The organism is Pseudomonas sp. NY15437 (assembly GCF_048068435.1).
Classification (GTDB): domain Bacteria; phylum Pseudomonadota; class Gammaproteobacteria; order Pseudomonadales; family Pseudomonadaceae; genus Pseudomonas; species Pseudomonas nitroreducens_B.
Genome location: NZ_JBLUQC010000005.1, coordinates 193,582 through 208,425 on the forward strand (window position 1 = coordinate 193,582; position 14,844 = coordinate 208,425).

A 14,844-nucleotide genomic window follows, 5' to 3' on the forward strand; every position below is an offset into this window, starting at 1 on the left:
AAAGTTCTTTTGGCGTAAGCGGGCGAGGGGGACGGTTGCAGGAGTGTTCGCCGGATTGAGCGGATGGGCGGGTGGGATTTCGCGGACAAGGTCCGCTCCTACAAACAGCGGTGCCTGTGCCCGGACGTGCGCCGTGCCGGATGTTCTGTAGGAGCGGGCCATGCCCGCGACCGAGCGCAGAGTGCGCTCCAGGGAAATACCATCGCCGGGCGGATTCGCGAGCAAGCTCGCCCCACAAGGGGCGCGGCGATTCAGACGGCCTTGGGCAGCGGTGCGAACAGGGCGTCGATATCCGCGTCGTCCAATTGCCAGTCGGTGCCGGAGCCTTCGAGGATGCCGGCGGCCAGCGCGGCCTTGTCGCGTTGCAGCAGCTGGATCTTCTCTTCCACCGTGCCCCGGGCGATCAGCTTGTAGACGAACACCGGCTTGTCCTGGCCGATCCGGTAGGCGCGATCGCTGGCCTGGTTCTCGGCGGCAGGGTTCCACCACGGGTCGTAGTGGATCACGGTGTCGGCAGCGGTCAGGTTCAGGCCCACGCCGCCGGCCTTCAGGCTGATCAGGAACAGCGGTACGCGGCCTTCCTGGAAATCCTTCACCGGCGCGCGGCGGTCGCGGGTGTCGCCGGTCAGCAGGGCATACTCCAGGTTGCGCTCGGCCAGGGCCTCGCCGATCAGCGCGAGCATCGAGGTGAACTGCGAGAACACCAACACGCGGCGGCCTTCGGCGAGCAGTTCCTCGAGCATGTCCAGCAGGTACACCAGCTTGCCCGAGGTGACCGCGCGTGCCGACTTGCCGGTAGGCGGCGGCGCTTCCTTGTTCACCAGGCGGATGTCGCAGCAGACCTGGCGCAGCTTGAGCAGCGCCTCGAGGATGATGATGCGGCTGCGCGCCAGGCCGCGGCGGGCGATCTCGTCGCGCACCTTGCGATCCAGCGCCAGGCGCACGGTTTCGTAGAGGTCGCGCTGCGCCTCGCTGAGTTCGATGTGCTGGATGAACTCGCTCTTGGGCGGCAATTCCGAGGCCACTTGCTCCTTGGTGCGGCGCAGCAGGAACGGGCGGATGCGCGCGGCGAGGTGCGCCAGGCGGCCCTGGTCGCCGTGGCGCTCGATGGGCGTGCGGTAGTCCACGGCGAACTGCCGCGCATCGCCCAGCCAGCCCGGCAGCAGGAAGTGGAACAGCGACCACAGCTCGCCCAGGTGATTCTCCAGCGGCGTGCCGGTCAGGCACAGCCGGTGGCGTGCACGCAGGTGGCGTGCGGCCTGGGCAGCCTTGGTGGTGGCGTTCTTGATGTTCTGCGCCTCGTCGAGGATCAGCAGGTGGTACTCGTGCTGGGCGAGCTTCTCGGCGTCGCGCGGCAGCAGGGCGTAGGTGGTGAGGATCAGGTCGTGCTCGGCGATCTTCGCGAACGCCTTGCGCCGTCCGGCGCCATGCAGGGCGAGCACGCGCAGGTCGGGGGTGAAGCGCTCGGCCTCGTCCAGCCAGTTGGGGATCAGGCTGGTGGGCATGATCACCAGCGCCGGGCTGCTCAGGCGCCCGGCCTGTTTTTCCAGCAGCACGTGGGCGAGCGATTGCAGCGTCTTGCCCAGGCCCATGTCGTCGGCGAGGATGCCGCTGGCGCCGACTTCACGCAGGGTTTGCATCCAGCTCAGGCCTTCGTGCTGATAGGCGCGCAGCTCGGCGTTGAGGCCAGCGGGAATCTGCGCCGGCTGGGCCCGGTAGTCGCGCAGGCGATGGGCGATCTCGCGCAGCTGCTCGCCGCCCTGCCAGGTCAGCGGCAACTCTTCCAGTTCGGTCAGGCGCGCGGCGTCCGGCGCGCCCATGCGCAGGCGGCGCACCGGGGGCTGTTCGCCGAGGTAGAACTCCGACAGCGTGCCGAGCAGCGGCTTGAGCCTGCCGAACGGCAGCGACACGCGCAGCGGGCGGTCGGAGGCGGTCTGCCAGGTGTGGATCGGGTTGCGCCCGGCATCCAGGCGCAGCACCAGTTGCTCATCGTCGGCATGGCGGGCGAGGGCGACCGGGTCGAGCAGCGCGGGCATACGCCGGATCAGTTCGATCAGGGCCGGCAGCAGGCTGATGCGCCGGCCCTCGACCTCGATGCCCAGCTCCAGGTCGAACCACTGGCGGTCGTCGGTCTCCTCGATCTCGGCGTACCAGTTCTCCACCGGCGTGAGGTCGAAGACGAACTCGGGGCGGATGTCGATTTCCCAGCCCTGCTCGCGCAGGCGCGGCAGGCCTTCGCGCATGAATTCCTGCCAGGCGCTGTCGTCGGGCAGCTCGAACATCTCCCCGGCGCTGTCTTCCAGGGCATCGCTGCGGCGCATCGCCGGCTTGAAGCCCAGCTCGCGCAGGTCCAGGCGCCAGGCATGCTCCAGCTCCAGCGCGCGGCTGACGCGGACGATCTGGTCATCGCGGAATACCCGGATCTCGCGCCCCGAGCGCGGCGTGACGCTGCCCGACACCGGCATGTCGCCGTACAGGAAGGCCAGCGCGGCGCGATGCCGGGAGATGTTCTGCATGCGCCCGCTGCGCAGGTCGAAGCCGCTGTGCACGTGGCTGCCCAGGGTCAGCCGTGGCCGCGGCGCGAGTTCGTCGCGCTCCACGGCAGGCAGTGGAGAGTCGGCGGGTGGCTTCATCCGAGTGTCCTTCCGGCAGTCCAGCCGAGTACGCAAACGCCCGATGATACCGCGATTTTCCCCGGGCGGGACTGTGAAGGACGCCGGCGGTCAGCGGGCGAAGCGTTTCGCCCCCGCCACGCACAGCACCACGGCGACGGTGGCGCCGGCCATCAGCGGGCTGATCTGCTCGTGCAGCAGCAGGCCGGCCAGTGCCAGGCCGAAGAACGGCTGCAGCAGTTGCAACTGGCCGACCGCGGCGATGCCGCCCGTGGCCAGGCCGTGGTACCAGAAGAAGAAGCCGATCAGCATGCTGAACAGCGAGACGTAGGCCAGGCTGATCCAGGCCGGCCAGCTGGCGCCGCTGAAGGTTTCCGGTTGGGTGTACCAGGCCAGCGGCAGCATCAGCGGCAGGGACAGCACCAGCACCCAGCAGATCACCTGCCAGCTGCCCAGGTGCCGGGCGATGCGTCCGCCTTCGGCATAGCCCAGGCCGCAGACGGCGACGGCGGCCAGCATCAGCAGGTCGCCGGTGACGTTGCCCGCGCCGCTCTGCGACAGGGCGAAGCCCGCCACCACCGCGCTGCCCAGCCCCGAGCAGATCCAGAACGCCGGGCGCGGCTGCTCGCCGGCGCGCAGCACGCCGAACAGCGCAGTGGCCAGCGGCAGCAGGCCGACGAAGACGATGGCGTGGGCCGAGTTGACGTGCTGCAGCGCCAGCGCGGTGAGCAGCGGGAAGCCCACCACCACGCCGCCGGCGACCACCAGCAGCGGGACCAGGTCCTGGCGCGCCGGCAGCCTCTGCCGCAGCAGGACCAGGATCGCCGCTGCCAGCAGGCCGGCGATGCTGGCGCGGGCGAGGGTGAGGAAGGTCGGGTCGAAGTCGGCCACCGCCACCCGGGTGGCCGGCAGCGAGCCGCTGAAGATGAGCACGCCGAGGAAGCCGCTGAGCCAGCCGCCGAGGTTGCTGTTCGTGGTCAGGGTGTGGGTGTTGTTCATGGGGGAAATCCGGCAGGGGAGCGAGCTTGCAGCGTGCGCGCGAAGCCGCCGGCCGGCCAGTGACAGAAAGGTACAATTTGCGCAAACTGTCCGTAAATTATCTCGGTACACCTTATCCGGGGCAGGCGAGGGCAGCATGGGCAGACCAAAGAGCACGCGGGTCGATTCGGTGATGCAGCACGTGCGCGAGCGCCTGGCCGCCCGGGCCTTGGTGCCGGGGGAGCGCTTGCCGTCGATTCGCCAGTTGGCCGAGCAGCTGGACGTGTCCAAGACGACGGTGGTGGAAGCCTACGATCGGCTGGCCGCCGACGGCGTGATCGCCGCGCGCCGCGGCTCTGGCTTCTACGTGGCCGGCCATGCGCCGCCGCTGTCCCTGGCGGATGTCGGCCCGAGCCTGGACCGCAGCATCGATCCGCTGTGGATTTCGAGGCAGTCCCTGGAGGCCGCGGACACTTCGCTCAAACCCGGCTGCGGCTGGCTGCCGCCGTCCTGGCTGCCGGAGGAGGAACTGCGCCGCGCCTTGCGACAGATTGCCCGCGCGCCGCAATCGAGCCTGCTGGAGTACGGCCGCCCCTACGGCCACGCCGGTCTGCGCGAGCAGCTCGCGCGACGGCTGGCGGACTACGGCGTGCCGGTCGGCCCGCAGCAGGTGGTGCTCACCGACAACGGCACCCAGGCCATCGACCTGATCTGCCGCTTCCTGCTGGAACCGGGCGACTGCGTGCTGGTGGACGACCCCGGCTACTTCAACTTCCAGGCCCTGCTGCGTGCCCACCGCGTGCAGGTGATCGGTGTGCCCTATACGCCCACCGGGCCGGATGTGGCCGCCATGGCGAGCCTGCTGGAACAGCACCGCCCGCGCCTGTACATCACCAACTCGGCCTTCCATAACCCCACCGGCGCGGTGCTCTCGCCGCTGGTTGCCCATCGCCTGCTGAAACTCGCCGAGGCCCATGACCTGCTGATCGTCGAGGACGATATCTTCGGCGACTTCGAGCACGAGAGCGCGCCGCGGCTGTCCGCCTTCGACGGCCTGGAGCGGGTGATCCAGGTCGGCAGCTTTTCCAAGACGCTGTCGGCCTCGGTGCGCTGCGGCTACATCGCCACCAAGCCCGAATGGTGCGAGCGCTTGGTGGACCTGAAACTGGCCACCAGCTTCGGCAGCAGCCCGTTCAGCGCCGAGATGCTCTTCGAGCTGTTGCGCAAGGGCAGTTACCGGCGCCACCTGGACAACCTGCGCGGGCGCCTGGCCGACGCCATGGGCGAGACGCTGCTGCGCCTGCGTGCGCTGGATATCCAGCCGTGGATCGAACCGCGCGGCGGGGTGTTCGTCTGGGCCAGCCTGCCCGGCGGGCTGGACGCGGCCGACGTCTCGCGCGCGGCGCTGGCAGACAACCTGGTGCTGGCGCCCGGCAATGTCTTCAGCCTGAGCCAGAGCGCCACCGGCTTCCTGCGCTTCAACGTCGCCCAGTGCCTGTCGCCGCGGGTGTTCGAGGGGCTGCAACGGGCCATGGAGCAGGCGGCGAAGGGCCGCGGAAGACGATGACACGGGGCTGGCGCAAATGCCCGAGGAAAGTTGAACGGTTGTACAAGAGAATCTGAAAAATACCACTTCACGGTCGAACCGCTGGGCGCTCCGCCGTTGGGGCGAACCTCTAGGATTATCGATTCAGCCGCCGGGGCGCACCCGCGTCCCCTGGCAAATCCTTGGATCAGAAAAGAGGGCGCCCCATGGCCGAGCCATGTCAGCTGTATCTGAAGGTTTCCATCAGTCGTTCCCGGCTCGAGGACTTCCTCCGCCAGGAAGCGGGTTCCGCGGCCTGTTTCGCCGACCTCGAGCAGTGGCTGGATGGCAATCACCTGCGACGAGGCGGCCTCACCTGGAGCGAGCTGTGCGAACTCGGGCAGGGCACCACGGCAGCGGCCTGGGTGGCCGGGTGGAGCCAGCACCAGCGCTCGCCGGCCTGGAACCACTACGACGAGGCGAGCCAGACCTGGAGCCTGGGCGTGCTGGAGTTCACCGAAAGCCGCGACTGGATACTCGGCTCGATCAACGTGCTGCGGCGTATCGCCGAGTTCAAGGACCTACCCGGCACGGACTACCTGCTGATCTACGAATACCTGTTCGGCAAGGGCTCGGTGGTGGCCGCCGTCGAGCTGACGCCCGGCGCCTCGCGGCTCCTGCAGGAGCCGCCACCGGCGCGCGTCACGGCCGAGGCGGACCTGATGATGAACAGCCTGTTGCGCGCCATGGACGTGACCGCCACCTATGCCGTTCAGCGACTTTCCGACACAGATGCTCACAAATGGCGGTGTTGAGTTGTTTTAATTGAGAAGCAATATCATATAATTTCGCTTTTCAATCGCGCGCCCGGGCCTGGTCCGGGCCGCCCCGCAGGATTCCGTCCGATGTGCGATGCCCCGCGCCCGATTCTTCCGAGAGCCCACGCATGAGCGCTGCCCACGCCGGTGCCCTGGCGGCCCGTATTCTCAGCGCGGTGGTCGCGGGCTACGCCCTGGCGTACAGCGCCACGGCATTCCTCAGCGTTTACCTGCCGATGTCACGGCCGGACCGTGTGTCGCTGGCCAGCCTGGCCTGCTTCATCGTCTGGGTCGCGGCGATTCTATATGCCTTCGGTGCCAGGAGCCCCTGGCGCGCGGTCTGGCTGCCGGTGCTGCTGAGCGCCGTGCTGGGCGCGGCGGCCTTCCTGCCGGCCGCCTACGGAGTGCGCCCATGAGCCTGCGCCAATCGATGTCCGGGCTGCATACCTGGGCGGGGCTGCTGGTCAGCTGGATTCTCTTCGTCGTGCTGTTCTCCGGCACCGTCGCGGTATTCGACAAGGAACTCACCCGCTGGATGACGCCGCAGCTGCACAGGCTGGAGCAGGTGAGCGTCGGCGCCGACCAGGTGCGCGAGCTGATCGTCGAACGCGCGCCGAAGGCCCACGGCTACTGGATGCACCCGCCCACCGAGCGCATGCCTTACTGGACGGCCGGTTGGGAGCCGGCGGACTTCAGCGAGTTCCAGTCGTTCCGGGTGGACGCGCAGAGCGGCGAGGTATTGCCGGCGACCGTCGGCGGCAACTTCTTCCTCGAACTGCACTACGAGCTGCACGGCGGCCTGCTCGGCCTCTACGTGGTCGGCGTGGCCGGCGTGTTCATGCTGGTGGCGCTGGTCAGCGGGGTGATCGTCCACCGACGCCTCTTCAAGGACTTCTTCACCCTGCGGCCGAAAGCGGCGAAGCAGCGCGCCTGGCTCGACGCGCACAACGTGCTGGGCGTGCTCGGCCTGCCGTTCCACCTGCTGATGGCCTACACGGGCCTGGCGATCTTCATCACCTTCTACATGACCGCGGGCATCAAGGTGGCCTACAAGGACGACCTGGAGCATTTCTTCCATGACGTGCAGGGCGCCTTCGATCGCGAGGAACTGGGCAAGCCGGCCAAGCCGCCGAAGTCCATCGACACCATGATCCTCAAGGCACGCACGGCCTGGGGCGATGACAGCCAGGTCGGCTGGATCAATATCGAACACCCCAACGATGCGTCGGCGATGGTGCAGATCCGCAAGGCGGTAGACAAGAGCATGGTCAACGACCAGCGCACCGTGTCCTTCGATTCCGGCACTGGCGCGCTGCTGCACGTGCAGAAGCCCTACCAGCCGGGCTACAAGACCTACGCCTGGCTGACCGGGCTGCACATGGCGCAGTTCGGCAACGACCTGCTGCGGGTGATGTATTTCGTCCTCGGCCTGGTGGGCTGCGTGATGGTGTTCGGCGGCCTGCAGGTATGGGTGAGCAAGCGCGAAACCCGTGGCCACCGTAGCGTGGCGCTGGTGCGCACGCTCAATGGCGCGGTCTGCGGCGGCCTGCCGCTGGCGTCGCTCGGCCTGTTGGCGGCCTCGCGCCTGCTGCCGGTCGACCTGCCGCAGCGCACGCGCTGGGAAGCCACCGCGTTCGTGGTGATCTGGCTGTTGGCGCTGGCCCATGCACTCCTGCGCCGGGGCAGCCGCGCCATGGCCCGCGAGCAGTTTGCCGCCCTGGCGGCGCTGGCCCTGCTGCTGCCGGTGCTGAGCCTGTTCGGCCCCGAGCCGGGGCGCTTGACGACGCACGTCGCCCAGGGCGACTGGCTGATGGCCGGCATCGACCTCGGCCTGCTGCTGATCGGCGTGCTGTGCGCCTTCCTCGGCTGGCGCCTGGGGCAGGCGCGTGCCGAGCCTGCTCGTCCGCGTCGTGCCCGTCACGAGGAGTACGCCTGATGCTGCTGGTGTTCGGTCTCAATCTGCTGGCGCTGGCGGCGGCGTGCCTGTCGTTGTCGCGCCATCACCGCGATCTGTTGGGCAGCGCTCCGTCCCAGTCCCGGGTGCGCCTGCTGCGCCTCGCGGCAGGGGTGGATGGCGCGCTGGCGCTGGCCTATGCGGTTCACCGCCTGGGGGTGGAGCTGGGCATCGTCTACTGGGCGTGCCTGCTGATGATCGCCGGTGCGGTGCTGGTCCTGCTGCTGGCCTGGCGGCCGCGCTGGGCGTTGCCGACGGCGGCGGCCATGCCGGTGTTTGGCGGCGTGCTGGCGGTGCTTGGCTGACGCATCCCCGCCAGCGCCTCCCTTGTAGGAGCGGGCCATGCCCGCGATCCGCCGGCAGGGCCGGCGTCTGGCCTGATGGCGATCTCGCAGGCTCACTGCCTCGGCTTGGGTGTTCCTGCGCCGCCCCGGTGTGCGCGCGGGCTTCTTGTTTCGCCCCCTCGGGCGACCTTCTTTGGCAAACGCCCCAAAGAAGGCAAAGGTCTTGCCCCGGACATCCGGTTTTTCGCTTAGGCGAAAAATTCCCTCGCTCCAGCGAAGTTTCAGGGGCACGCCGCGAAGGGCCATCCCTGGCCCATCGCGGCTCTCGCGGCATCCATGCCGCTCAACCCCTGAAACTCCGCTTCCACTCGGCCTCCTGAACGGGGCATTCGGAGCGCGCGGGTGTTTCTCTGGAAGTCTTCAGAGCCAGAGCCAGAGCCAGAGCCAGAGCCAGAGCCAGAGCCAGAGCCAGAGCCGAGAGGAGGTGCTCTTCGTAGGAGCGAGCTTGCTCGCGAACCGCGCACCGGCAGGTAAACGGTCGAAACGCTACTCCTCGAACGCCTGCCGATACTCCCCGGGCGTCCCGCCGACCACCGATTTGAATCGATTGGCGAAGTGGCTGGCGCTGGAGAATCCGCAGGCCAGCGCCACCTGGCTCAGCGGCTGGCGGGTGTCGCGCAGCAGGCTTTGGGCGAGGGCCACGCGGCGGGCCAGGACGTACTGGTGCGGCGGCATGCCGAAGCTTTCGCGGAACATCCGCGCGAAGTGGTATTCCGACAGCGCCGTCTGCATCGCCAGTTCGCCCAGGGACAGCGGCTGGTCCAGGCGCTGCTCGATGTAGTCGGCCACGCGCCGGCGCATGACCGGCGCCAGGCCGCCCTTCAGGCGAAGCCCTTCGCGCAGGCCCACCTGGTTCAGCAGCAGGTGGTCGATCAGGTCGTGGGCCAGTGTGCTGGTGCGAATGCGTTCGCCCGGCTCGTGCCAGTCCAGTTTCACCAGTTGGCGGAAGCGCGCGGCCTGCTGCGGGTCGTCGAGGAAGGTGCGTTCGTGCAACTGCAGCTCGCGCGGTTCGCGGTCGAGCAGGCGGATGCAGCCCAGGGCGAACTGCTCCTGGCCGATGTAGAGGTGCGCCAGGCGGATGTCGCCGTTGACGATCCACGCCGACTCAGCGCCGGCCGGCATGACGCAGAGCTTGTCCGGCGCGCCCTTGCTGCCTGGTGCGCCACGGCGAAAGGTGCCGGTGCCGTCGTTCAGGTAACACGACAGCGTGTGGTGGCTAGGCGCGTGGTAGTCGCGGGCGTCGTGGCTGTTGCTCCAGATCGCCGCGGACAGCCCGTCGCCCAGCTCCGCGCAACGCTCCAGGCGGGCGTTGGGCGAGGCGTTCATCGACTGGAAGACTTCGAGCTGGGAAATGGCTGACATGCGGGTTCCTCTGTTGTCGTCACTCTACCCGCGCGGGCGCGCCTTGCCAGCCCGGTTGTCGCAATAAGCGCAAGAATCTGCAAGCCCGCGCCGGGGGCCGGCGGGAGACTGGCGGCGCTGGATTTTTGGAGACCGCCCCATGAACCTCTCGCTCTACCTGCTCACCGTGCTCATCTGGGGCACCACCTGGATCGCCATCAAGTTGCAGGTCGGCGTGGTCGCCATCCCCTTGTCCATTGCCTACCGCTTCAGCCTGGCGGCGCTGGTGCTGTTCGCCGTGCTGCTGCTTTCCAGGAAGCTGCAACCGCTGGGAAGGCGCGGCCAGGCGATCTGCTTCGCCCAGGGGGTGTGCCTGTTCTGCGTGAACTTCCTGTGCTTCTACACCGCCAGCCAGTGGATCCCCAGCGGGCTGGTGGCCGTGGTGTTTTCCACCGCGACGCTGTGGAACGCCCTGAATGCGCGACTGTTCTTCGGCCAGCGCATCGCGCCCAACGTGCTGGGCGGCGGCGCGTTCGGCCTGGCCGGGCTGGCGCTGTTGTTCTGGCCGGAGCTGTCCGGGCACCAGGCCTCGCGGGAAACCTTCTATGGCCTGGGCCTGGCGTTGCTCGGCACCCTGTGCTTCTCGGCGGGCAATCTGTTGTCGAGCCTGCAACAGAAGGCCGGGTTGCGGCCGCTGTCGACCAACGCCTGGGGCATGTTCTATGGCTCGCTGATCCTGTTGGCGATCTGCCTGGTGCAGGGCGTGCCGCTGACCTTCGATGCCAGCGCGCAGTACGTGGGGTCGCTGCTGTACCTGGCGATTCCCGGTTCGGTGATCGGCTTCACCGCCTACCTCACGCTGGTGGGGCGCATGGGGCCGGAGCGCGCGGCCTACTGCACGGTGCTGTTCCCGGTGGTGGCGCTCAACGTCTCGGCCTTCGCCGAGGGCTACCAGTGGAGCCTGCCGGCGTTGGCCGGACTGGGGCTGGTGATGGCGGGCAACGTGCTGGTGTTCCGCAAGCCCCGGCCGGTGATGCAGCCGGCGCGGGCGTGATGATCCGCATGGCGTCGTAGGGCGAATAACGCGTCAGCGTTATCCGCCGCAGAGGTTCCGGCGGATAACCTGTTCCAGGTTATGCGTCCCACAAGGCTGCAGCCTGCGCTGGCTAAATGCTTCTTGTAGGAGCGAGCTTGCTCGCGAACCAGCCCCGCTGCGGAGCGGTTCGCGAGCAAGGGCTAGGCGCCCCCGTCCTACGAAAAGCGGCGCGCGATCAGCCTTTCCAGACCTGCGGATTGACCAGGTTCTTCGGCCGCTCGCCGCGCAGCGCGGCTTCGAAGTTGTCCAGCGCGCATTCGGCCATGGCCCGGCGGGTTTCGTGGGTGGCTGAACCGATATGCGGCAGGGTCACCGCGTTGGGCAGGGCGAACAGCGGCGACTCGGCGAGCGGTTCCTTCTCGTAGACGTCCAGGCCGGCGGCGAGGATGCGCTTGTCCTGCAACGCTTCCACCAGCGCCGCTTCATCGATCACCTGGCCGCGGGCGATGTTCACCAGGATGCCGGTGGGCTTCATCAGCTCCAGCTCGCGCTTGCCGATCAGTTGGCGAGTCTTGTCCGACAGCGGTACCACCACGCAGACGAAGTCCGCCTCGCCCAACAGTTCGTCGAAGCCGCAGAAGCGTGCGCCGAACTCCGCCTCCAGCTCCGGCTTGCGGTGGTTGCCGTGGTAGAGGATGTCCATGTTGAAGCCGAAGCGGCCGCGACGGGCGATGGCCGCGCCGATGCGGCCGAGGCCGAGGATGCCGAGCTTCTTGCCGTGCACGTCGACGCCGAACTGCTGGGCATCCACGGTGCGTTTCCACTGCCCGGCCTTGGTCCAGGCGTCCAGCTCGGCGGTACGCCGGGCGGCGGCCATGATCAGCGCGAAGCCGAGGTCCGCGGTGGTCTCGGTGAGCACGTCCGGGGTATTGGTCAGCGGGATGCTGCGCTGGTTCAGGTAGTTCAGGTCGTAGTTGTCGTAACCGACCGAGACGCTGGAAATGACTTCCAGCTGCGTAGCCTGGGCCAGCTGTTTTTCGCCCAGCGGGCGGCCGACGCCGATCATGCCGTGGGTGGTCGGCAGGGCGGCGGCCAACTGGGCATCGACGTCGCCCTGCTTGGGGTCGAGCACGGTCACGTTGAACTGGCTGCGCAGACGGTCGAGGTGTTCCGGGGCAAGGCGGCTGAAGACGAAGACGTTCTTTTTCATGGCGCTCGGACGGCTGGGAAACGGGAGGGCATTACCCTACCACCAGCGGGCCAGAGCGGCGCAAGGCTGACAGGCGCGGCGGGCGATTATCGACCGCTGTGGTGTGGGTCGGAGCGAGGGGGCCCAGCGCTTGCTGGCCAATGGATGTGCAGGCCGCTTCGGTGCCAAGCGGTTCGCGAGCAAGCTCGCTCCTACAGGGTGTCGGGGGCAGGGCGGAGGGAGGTTCGCGGGCAAGCTCACTGAACACCGGGGTAAGGAGTTACACAGTGAGCTTGCCCGCGAAACACGACGAACAGGTCGGTCAGGGTCCCACACCCGCGAGCCCGGCGCCATCGGCCTGGAGCACACCGGGAAGATTTTCCCGCAGGTAGGCCACCCAGGTCTTGATCTTCGCGTCCAGGTACTGTCGCGACGGATACAGCGCATACACGTTGAGGATCTGCAGCTTGTAGTGCGGCAGCACGCGCACCAGCGAACCGTCGCGCAAGCCGTCGATGGCCGAATACACGGGCAGGGCGCTGATGCCCATGCCCGAGCCGATGGCCTCGGTCATGGCGTCGCCGACGTTCACCTGGAACGGCGAGGGGCCGAGGGTGATCATTTCCTGGCCGTTGGGGCCGTCGAACAGCCACTTGTCCAGCGGCAGCACCGGGCTGATCAGGCGCAGGCAGTCGTGCTCCATCAGCTCGGACGGCGTCTTCGGCGTGCCGCGGCGGGCCAGGTAGTCCGGCGAGGCGCAGAGGATGCTGTAGGTCTCGCCGATGCGCTGGGACACCAGGCCCGAGTCGGGCAGTTCCGAGGCCACCACGATGGCCACGTCGAAGCCTTCGTCGAGCAGGTCCGGCACGCGGTTGGCCATGGTCAGCTCGAAGGTCACGTCCGGGTGCAGCTGGCGGTAGTTGGCGATCGCCCGGATGACGTAATGCTGGCCGATGCCCGTCATCGAGTGCACGCGCAGGCGGCCGGCGGGGCGGGCGTGGGCGTCGCTGGCCTCGGCTTCGGCCTCCTCGACGTAGGCGAGTATCTGTTCGCAGCGCAGCAGGTAGCGCTGGCCGGCCTCGGTGAGGGCGATCCGTCGGGTGGTGCGGTTGAGCAGCCGGGTGCGCAGGTGCGATTCCAGGTTGGCAACGGCACGGGATACGTAGGCGGTGGTGGTGTTCAGCTGTTGCGCGGCGGCGGTGAAACTGCCAGTTTCCGCGACACAGGCGAACGCACGCATGGTCTGCAGTGTGTCCATTGAGGCCTCGTCAGTGGGGCATCTGTTCCGGGTGGCGACGTGATTGCATCAGTGCGTGGCCGGCGGCGGCATGTCCTTGATCGGTGGCAATGCGCGGAACAGAGCGGGGGCGGCCTATTGTCACACGGATGGGGACACATATTGTTTCATTATCGGTAACAAACAATCGCAATTCAGCCGGCTTATCCGTTCCTGTCGGCCTATCTAGAATTCAATCGCCGCAATTGGCTCTCGCTCTCCTACTAAGCTGAACGCACTCCTACCTTCCAGGACTCTCATTGTGTCGCGTCGCCTCATGAAAGGACTGACGTTCGTCGGCTCCTTTGTCATTTTTTCAACAATCGCCGGATGTATCAGCACCAACGGCATCGCCCCGCAGGAACAGCGCCTGGGCGACACCGAGCTGGCCACCGACGCCGCCATCGCGCACGCCAACCAGGAAGCTGGCTGGCCGGCCGAGCAGTGGTGGCGCGCCTATGGTGATCCGCAGTTGAATGCCTGGGTGCAGGCCGCGCTGGAAGGCAGCCCGACCCTGGCCCAGGCCGAGGCGCGGGTGCGCATGGCCATGGCCATGGCCGGCGTCGCCGAGTCCGCCGAGTCGCCGCAGATCGGCGTGGATGCCTCGCTGACCCGCCACCGCTGGCCGACCGACTACTTCTACGGCCCGGGCGACCTGGCCGACAGCACCACCTTCAACAACAACGCCGCCCTGGGCTTCAACTATTCCCTGGACCTGTGGGGCCGCGAGCGCAGCAACACCGAGCGCTACCTGGACATCGCCAAGATGACCGCCGCCGAAGCGCGCATGGCCCAGCTGGAGCTGGAGGGCAACATCGTCCGCGCCTACATCCAGCTGTCGCTGCAATACGCCAAGCTCGACATCGGCAAGGCCATGCTGGCGCAGCAGCAGGGCATCCTGGCCCTGGCCCAGCGCCGCCTGGCCGGGGGCATCGGCACGCACTTCGAAGTCAGCCAGGCGGAAGTCCCGCTGCCGGAAACCGAGCGCAAGATCGAGGCGGTGGACGAGGAAATCCAGCTCACTCGCAACCAGATCGCCGCCCTGGCCGGCAAAGGCCCCGGCGCTGGCGCCTCGATCCAGCGGCCGAGCCTGAAGCTCGCCGAAGGCCCGGGCCTGCCCAGCAAATTGCCGATGGAGCTGCTCGGCCACCGTCCCGACGTGGTCGCCAGCCGCTGGAAGGTTGCCGCGCAGGCCAAGGGCGTGGATGTCGCCCGCGCCGAGTTCTATCCCAACGTCGACCTGGTCGCGAGCCTTGGCTACAGCGCGGTGGGCGGCGGGGTGCTGGAATTCCTCAATGCCGAGAAGTTCACCTACGGCGTCGGCCCGGCCATCTCCCTGCCGATCTTCGACGGCGGTCGCCGCCGCTCGCAGCTGAGCCAGGAATCCGCCGGCTACGACGCCGCCGTGGCGCAGTACAACCAGACGCTGGTCAACGCCCTCAAGGGCATCTCCGACCAACTGATCCGCATGCACTCCATGGAGCTGCAGGAAGGCTTCGCCGCCAAGTCGGTGGCGTCGGCGCAGCGCACCTACGATATCGCCACCAAGGCGTACCGTGGCGGCCTGACCGATTACCTCAACGTGCTCAACGCGCAGTCCCGCCTGTTCCAGCAGCAGTTGGTGGAGCAGCAGGTGCGCGCCGCGCGCCTGGCCGTGCACGCCGGGCTGGTCGTGGCCCTCGGCGGCGGCCTGATGGACAAGCAGGAAGGCCCCAGAGAGGCGAAGATGGTCCCCGAGACCGTTGACGTCCGCGCGGCGGGCGAGCGCTGA

At 68.0% G+C, this 14,844-nt stretch carries 12 protein-coding genes; 7 read left to right on the top strand and 5 right to left on the bottom strand.

Annotation, left to right across the window (positions count from 1 at the left end; translation table 11 throughout):
- Window positions 1-251: 251 nt before the first annotated feature.
- Window positions 252-2,282, bottom strand: a complete 2,031-nt coding sequence (locus ACNFIA_RS14190; protein WP_416786120.1) for a DEAD/DEAH box helicase — start codon at window positions 2,280-2,282, stop codon at window positions 252-254.
- A gap of 441 nt (window positions 2,283-2,723) precedes the next feature.
- The gene (locus ACNFIA_RS14195) at window positions 2,724-3,611 is read right to left on the bottom strand and encodes a DMT family transporter (RefSeq protein WP_416785778.1); all 888 of its coding nucleotides are present in this window, start codon (window positions 3,609-3,611) and stop codon (window positions 2,724-2,726) included.
- 136 nt (window positions 3,612-3,747) lie between these two features.
- Here ACNFIA_RS14195 and ACNFIA_RS14200 point away from each other — a divergent pair, with 136 nt between their 5' ends.
- The 5 genes from ACNFIA_RS14200 (at window position 3,748) to ACNFIA_RS14220 (ending at window position 8,192) form a co-directional block, all read left to right on the top strand.
- Window positions 3,748-5,157, top strand: a complete 1,410-nt coding sequence (locus tag ACNFIA_RS14200; RefSeq protein ID WP_416785780.1) for a PLP-dependent aminotransferase family protein — start codon at window positions 3,748-3,750, stop codon at window positions 5,155-5,157.
- 185 nt (window positions 5,158-5,342) lie between these two features.
- A complete protein-coding gene (locus ACNFIA_RS14205; RefSeq protein ID WP_259757137.1) occupies window positions 5,343-5,930 on the top strand; it encodes a hypothetical protein in 588 nt (195 codons plus the stop codon).
- Between the two features lie 131 nt (window positions 5,931-6,061).
- On the top strand, window positions 6,062-6,349 hold the full coding sequence (locus ACNFIA_RS14210) for a DUF3649 domain-containing protein (protein ID WP_259757135.1): 288 nt from the start codon (window positions 6,062-6,064) through the stop codon (window positions 6,347-6,349).
- Entirely contained in the window at window positions 6,346-7,869 is a 1,524-nt protein-coding gene (locus tag ACNFIA_RS14215) for a PepSY-associated TM helix domain-containing protein (protein ID WP_416785783.1), read from the top strand. Before ACNFIA_RS14210 ends, ACNFIA_RS14215 begins: the two co-directional genes overlap by 4 nt.
- The gene (locus ACNFIA_RS14220; RefSeq protein ID WP_259757133.1) at window positions 7,869-8,192 is read left to right on the top strand and encodes a DUF3325 domain-containing protein; all 324 of its coding nucleotides are present in this window, start codon (window positions 7,869-7,871) and stop codon (window positions 8,190-8,192) included. The genes ACNFIA_RS14215 and ACNFIA_RS14220 overlap by 1 nt, the downstream gene beginning before the upstream one ends.
- A 525-nt stretch (window positions 8,193-8,717) precedes the next feature.
- Here the strand turns inward: ACNFIA_RS14220 and ACNFIA_RS14225 are convergent.
- Complete coding sequence (locus tag ACNFIA_RS14225; RefSeq protein ID WP_416785785.1) at window positions 8,718-9,593, bottom strand: helix-turn-helix domain-containing protein; 876 nt, start codon at window positions 9,591-9,593, stop codon at window positions 8,718-8,720.
- Between the two features lie 139 nt (window positions 9,594-9,732).
- Between ACNFIA_RS14225 and ACNFIA_RS14230 the strand changes: the two genes are divergently transcribed.
- Window positions 9,733-10,626: a DMT family transporter gene (locus ACNFIA_RS14230; RefSeq protein ID WP_416785788.1), complete on the top strand. Its 894-nt coding sequence runs from the start codon at window positions 9,733-9,735 to the stop codon at window positions 10,624-10,626.
- Between the two features lie 217 nt (window positions 10,627-10,843).
- Here ACNFIA_RS14230 and ACNFIA_RS14235 read toward each other — a convergent pair whose 3' ends face one another.
- Both ACNFIA_RS14235 and ACNFIA_RS14240 read right to left on the bottom strand, forming a co-directional pair.
- The gene (locus ACNFIA_RS14235; RefSeq protein ID WP_259757129.1) at window positions 10,844-11,818 is read right to left on the bottom strand and encodes a 2-hydroxyacid dehydrogenase; all 975 of its coding nucleotides are present in this window, start codon (window positions 11,816-11,818) and stop codon (window positions 10,844-10,846) included.
- A 301-nt stretch (window positions 11,819-12,119) separates the two neighbouring features.
- Window positions 12,120-13,055, bottom strand: a complete 936-nt coding sequence (locus tag ACNFIA_RS14240; RefSeq protein WP_416785791.1) for a LysR family transcriptional regulator — start codon at window positions 13,053-13,055, stop codon at window positions 12,120-12,122.
- 295 nt (window positions 13,056-13,350) lie between these two features.
- Between ACNFIA_RS14240 and ACNFIA_RS14245 the strand changes: the two genes are divergently transcribed.
- Window positions 13,351-14,844 carry an efflux transporter outer membrane subunit gene (locus ACNFIA_RS14245; protein WP_259757127.1) on the top strand — a complete coding sequence of 498 codons (1,494 nt, stop codon included), beginning with the start codon at window positions 13,351-13,353 and terminating at the stop codon, window positions 14,842-14,844.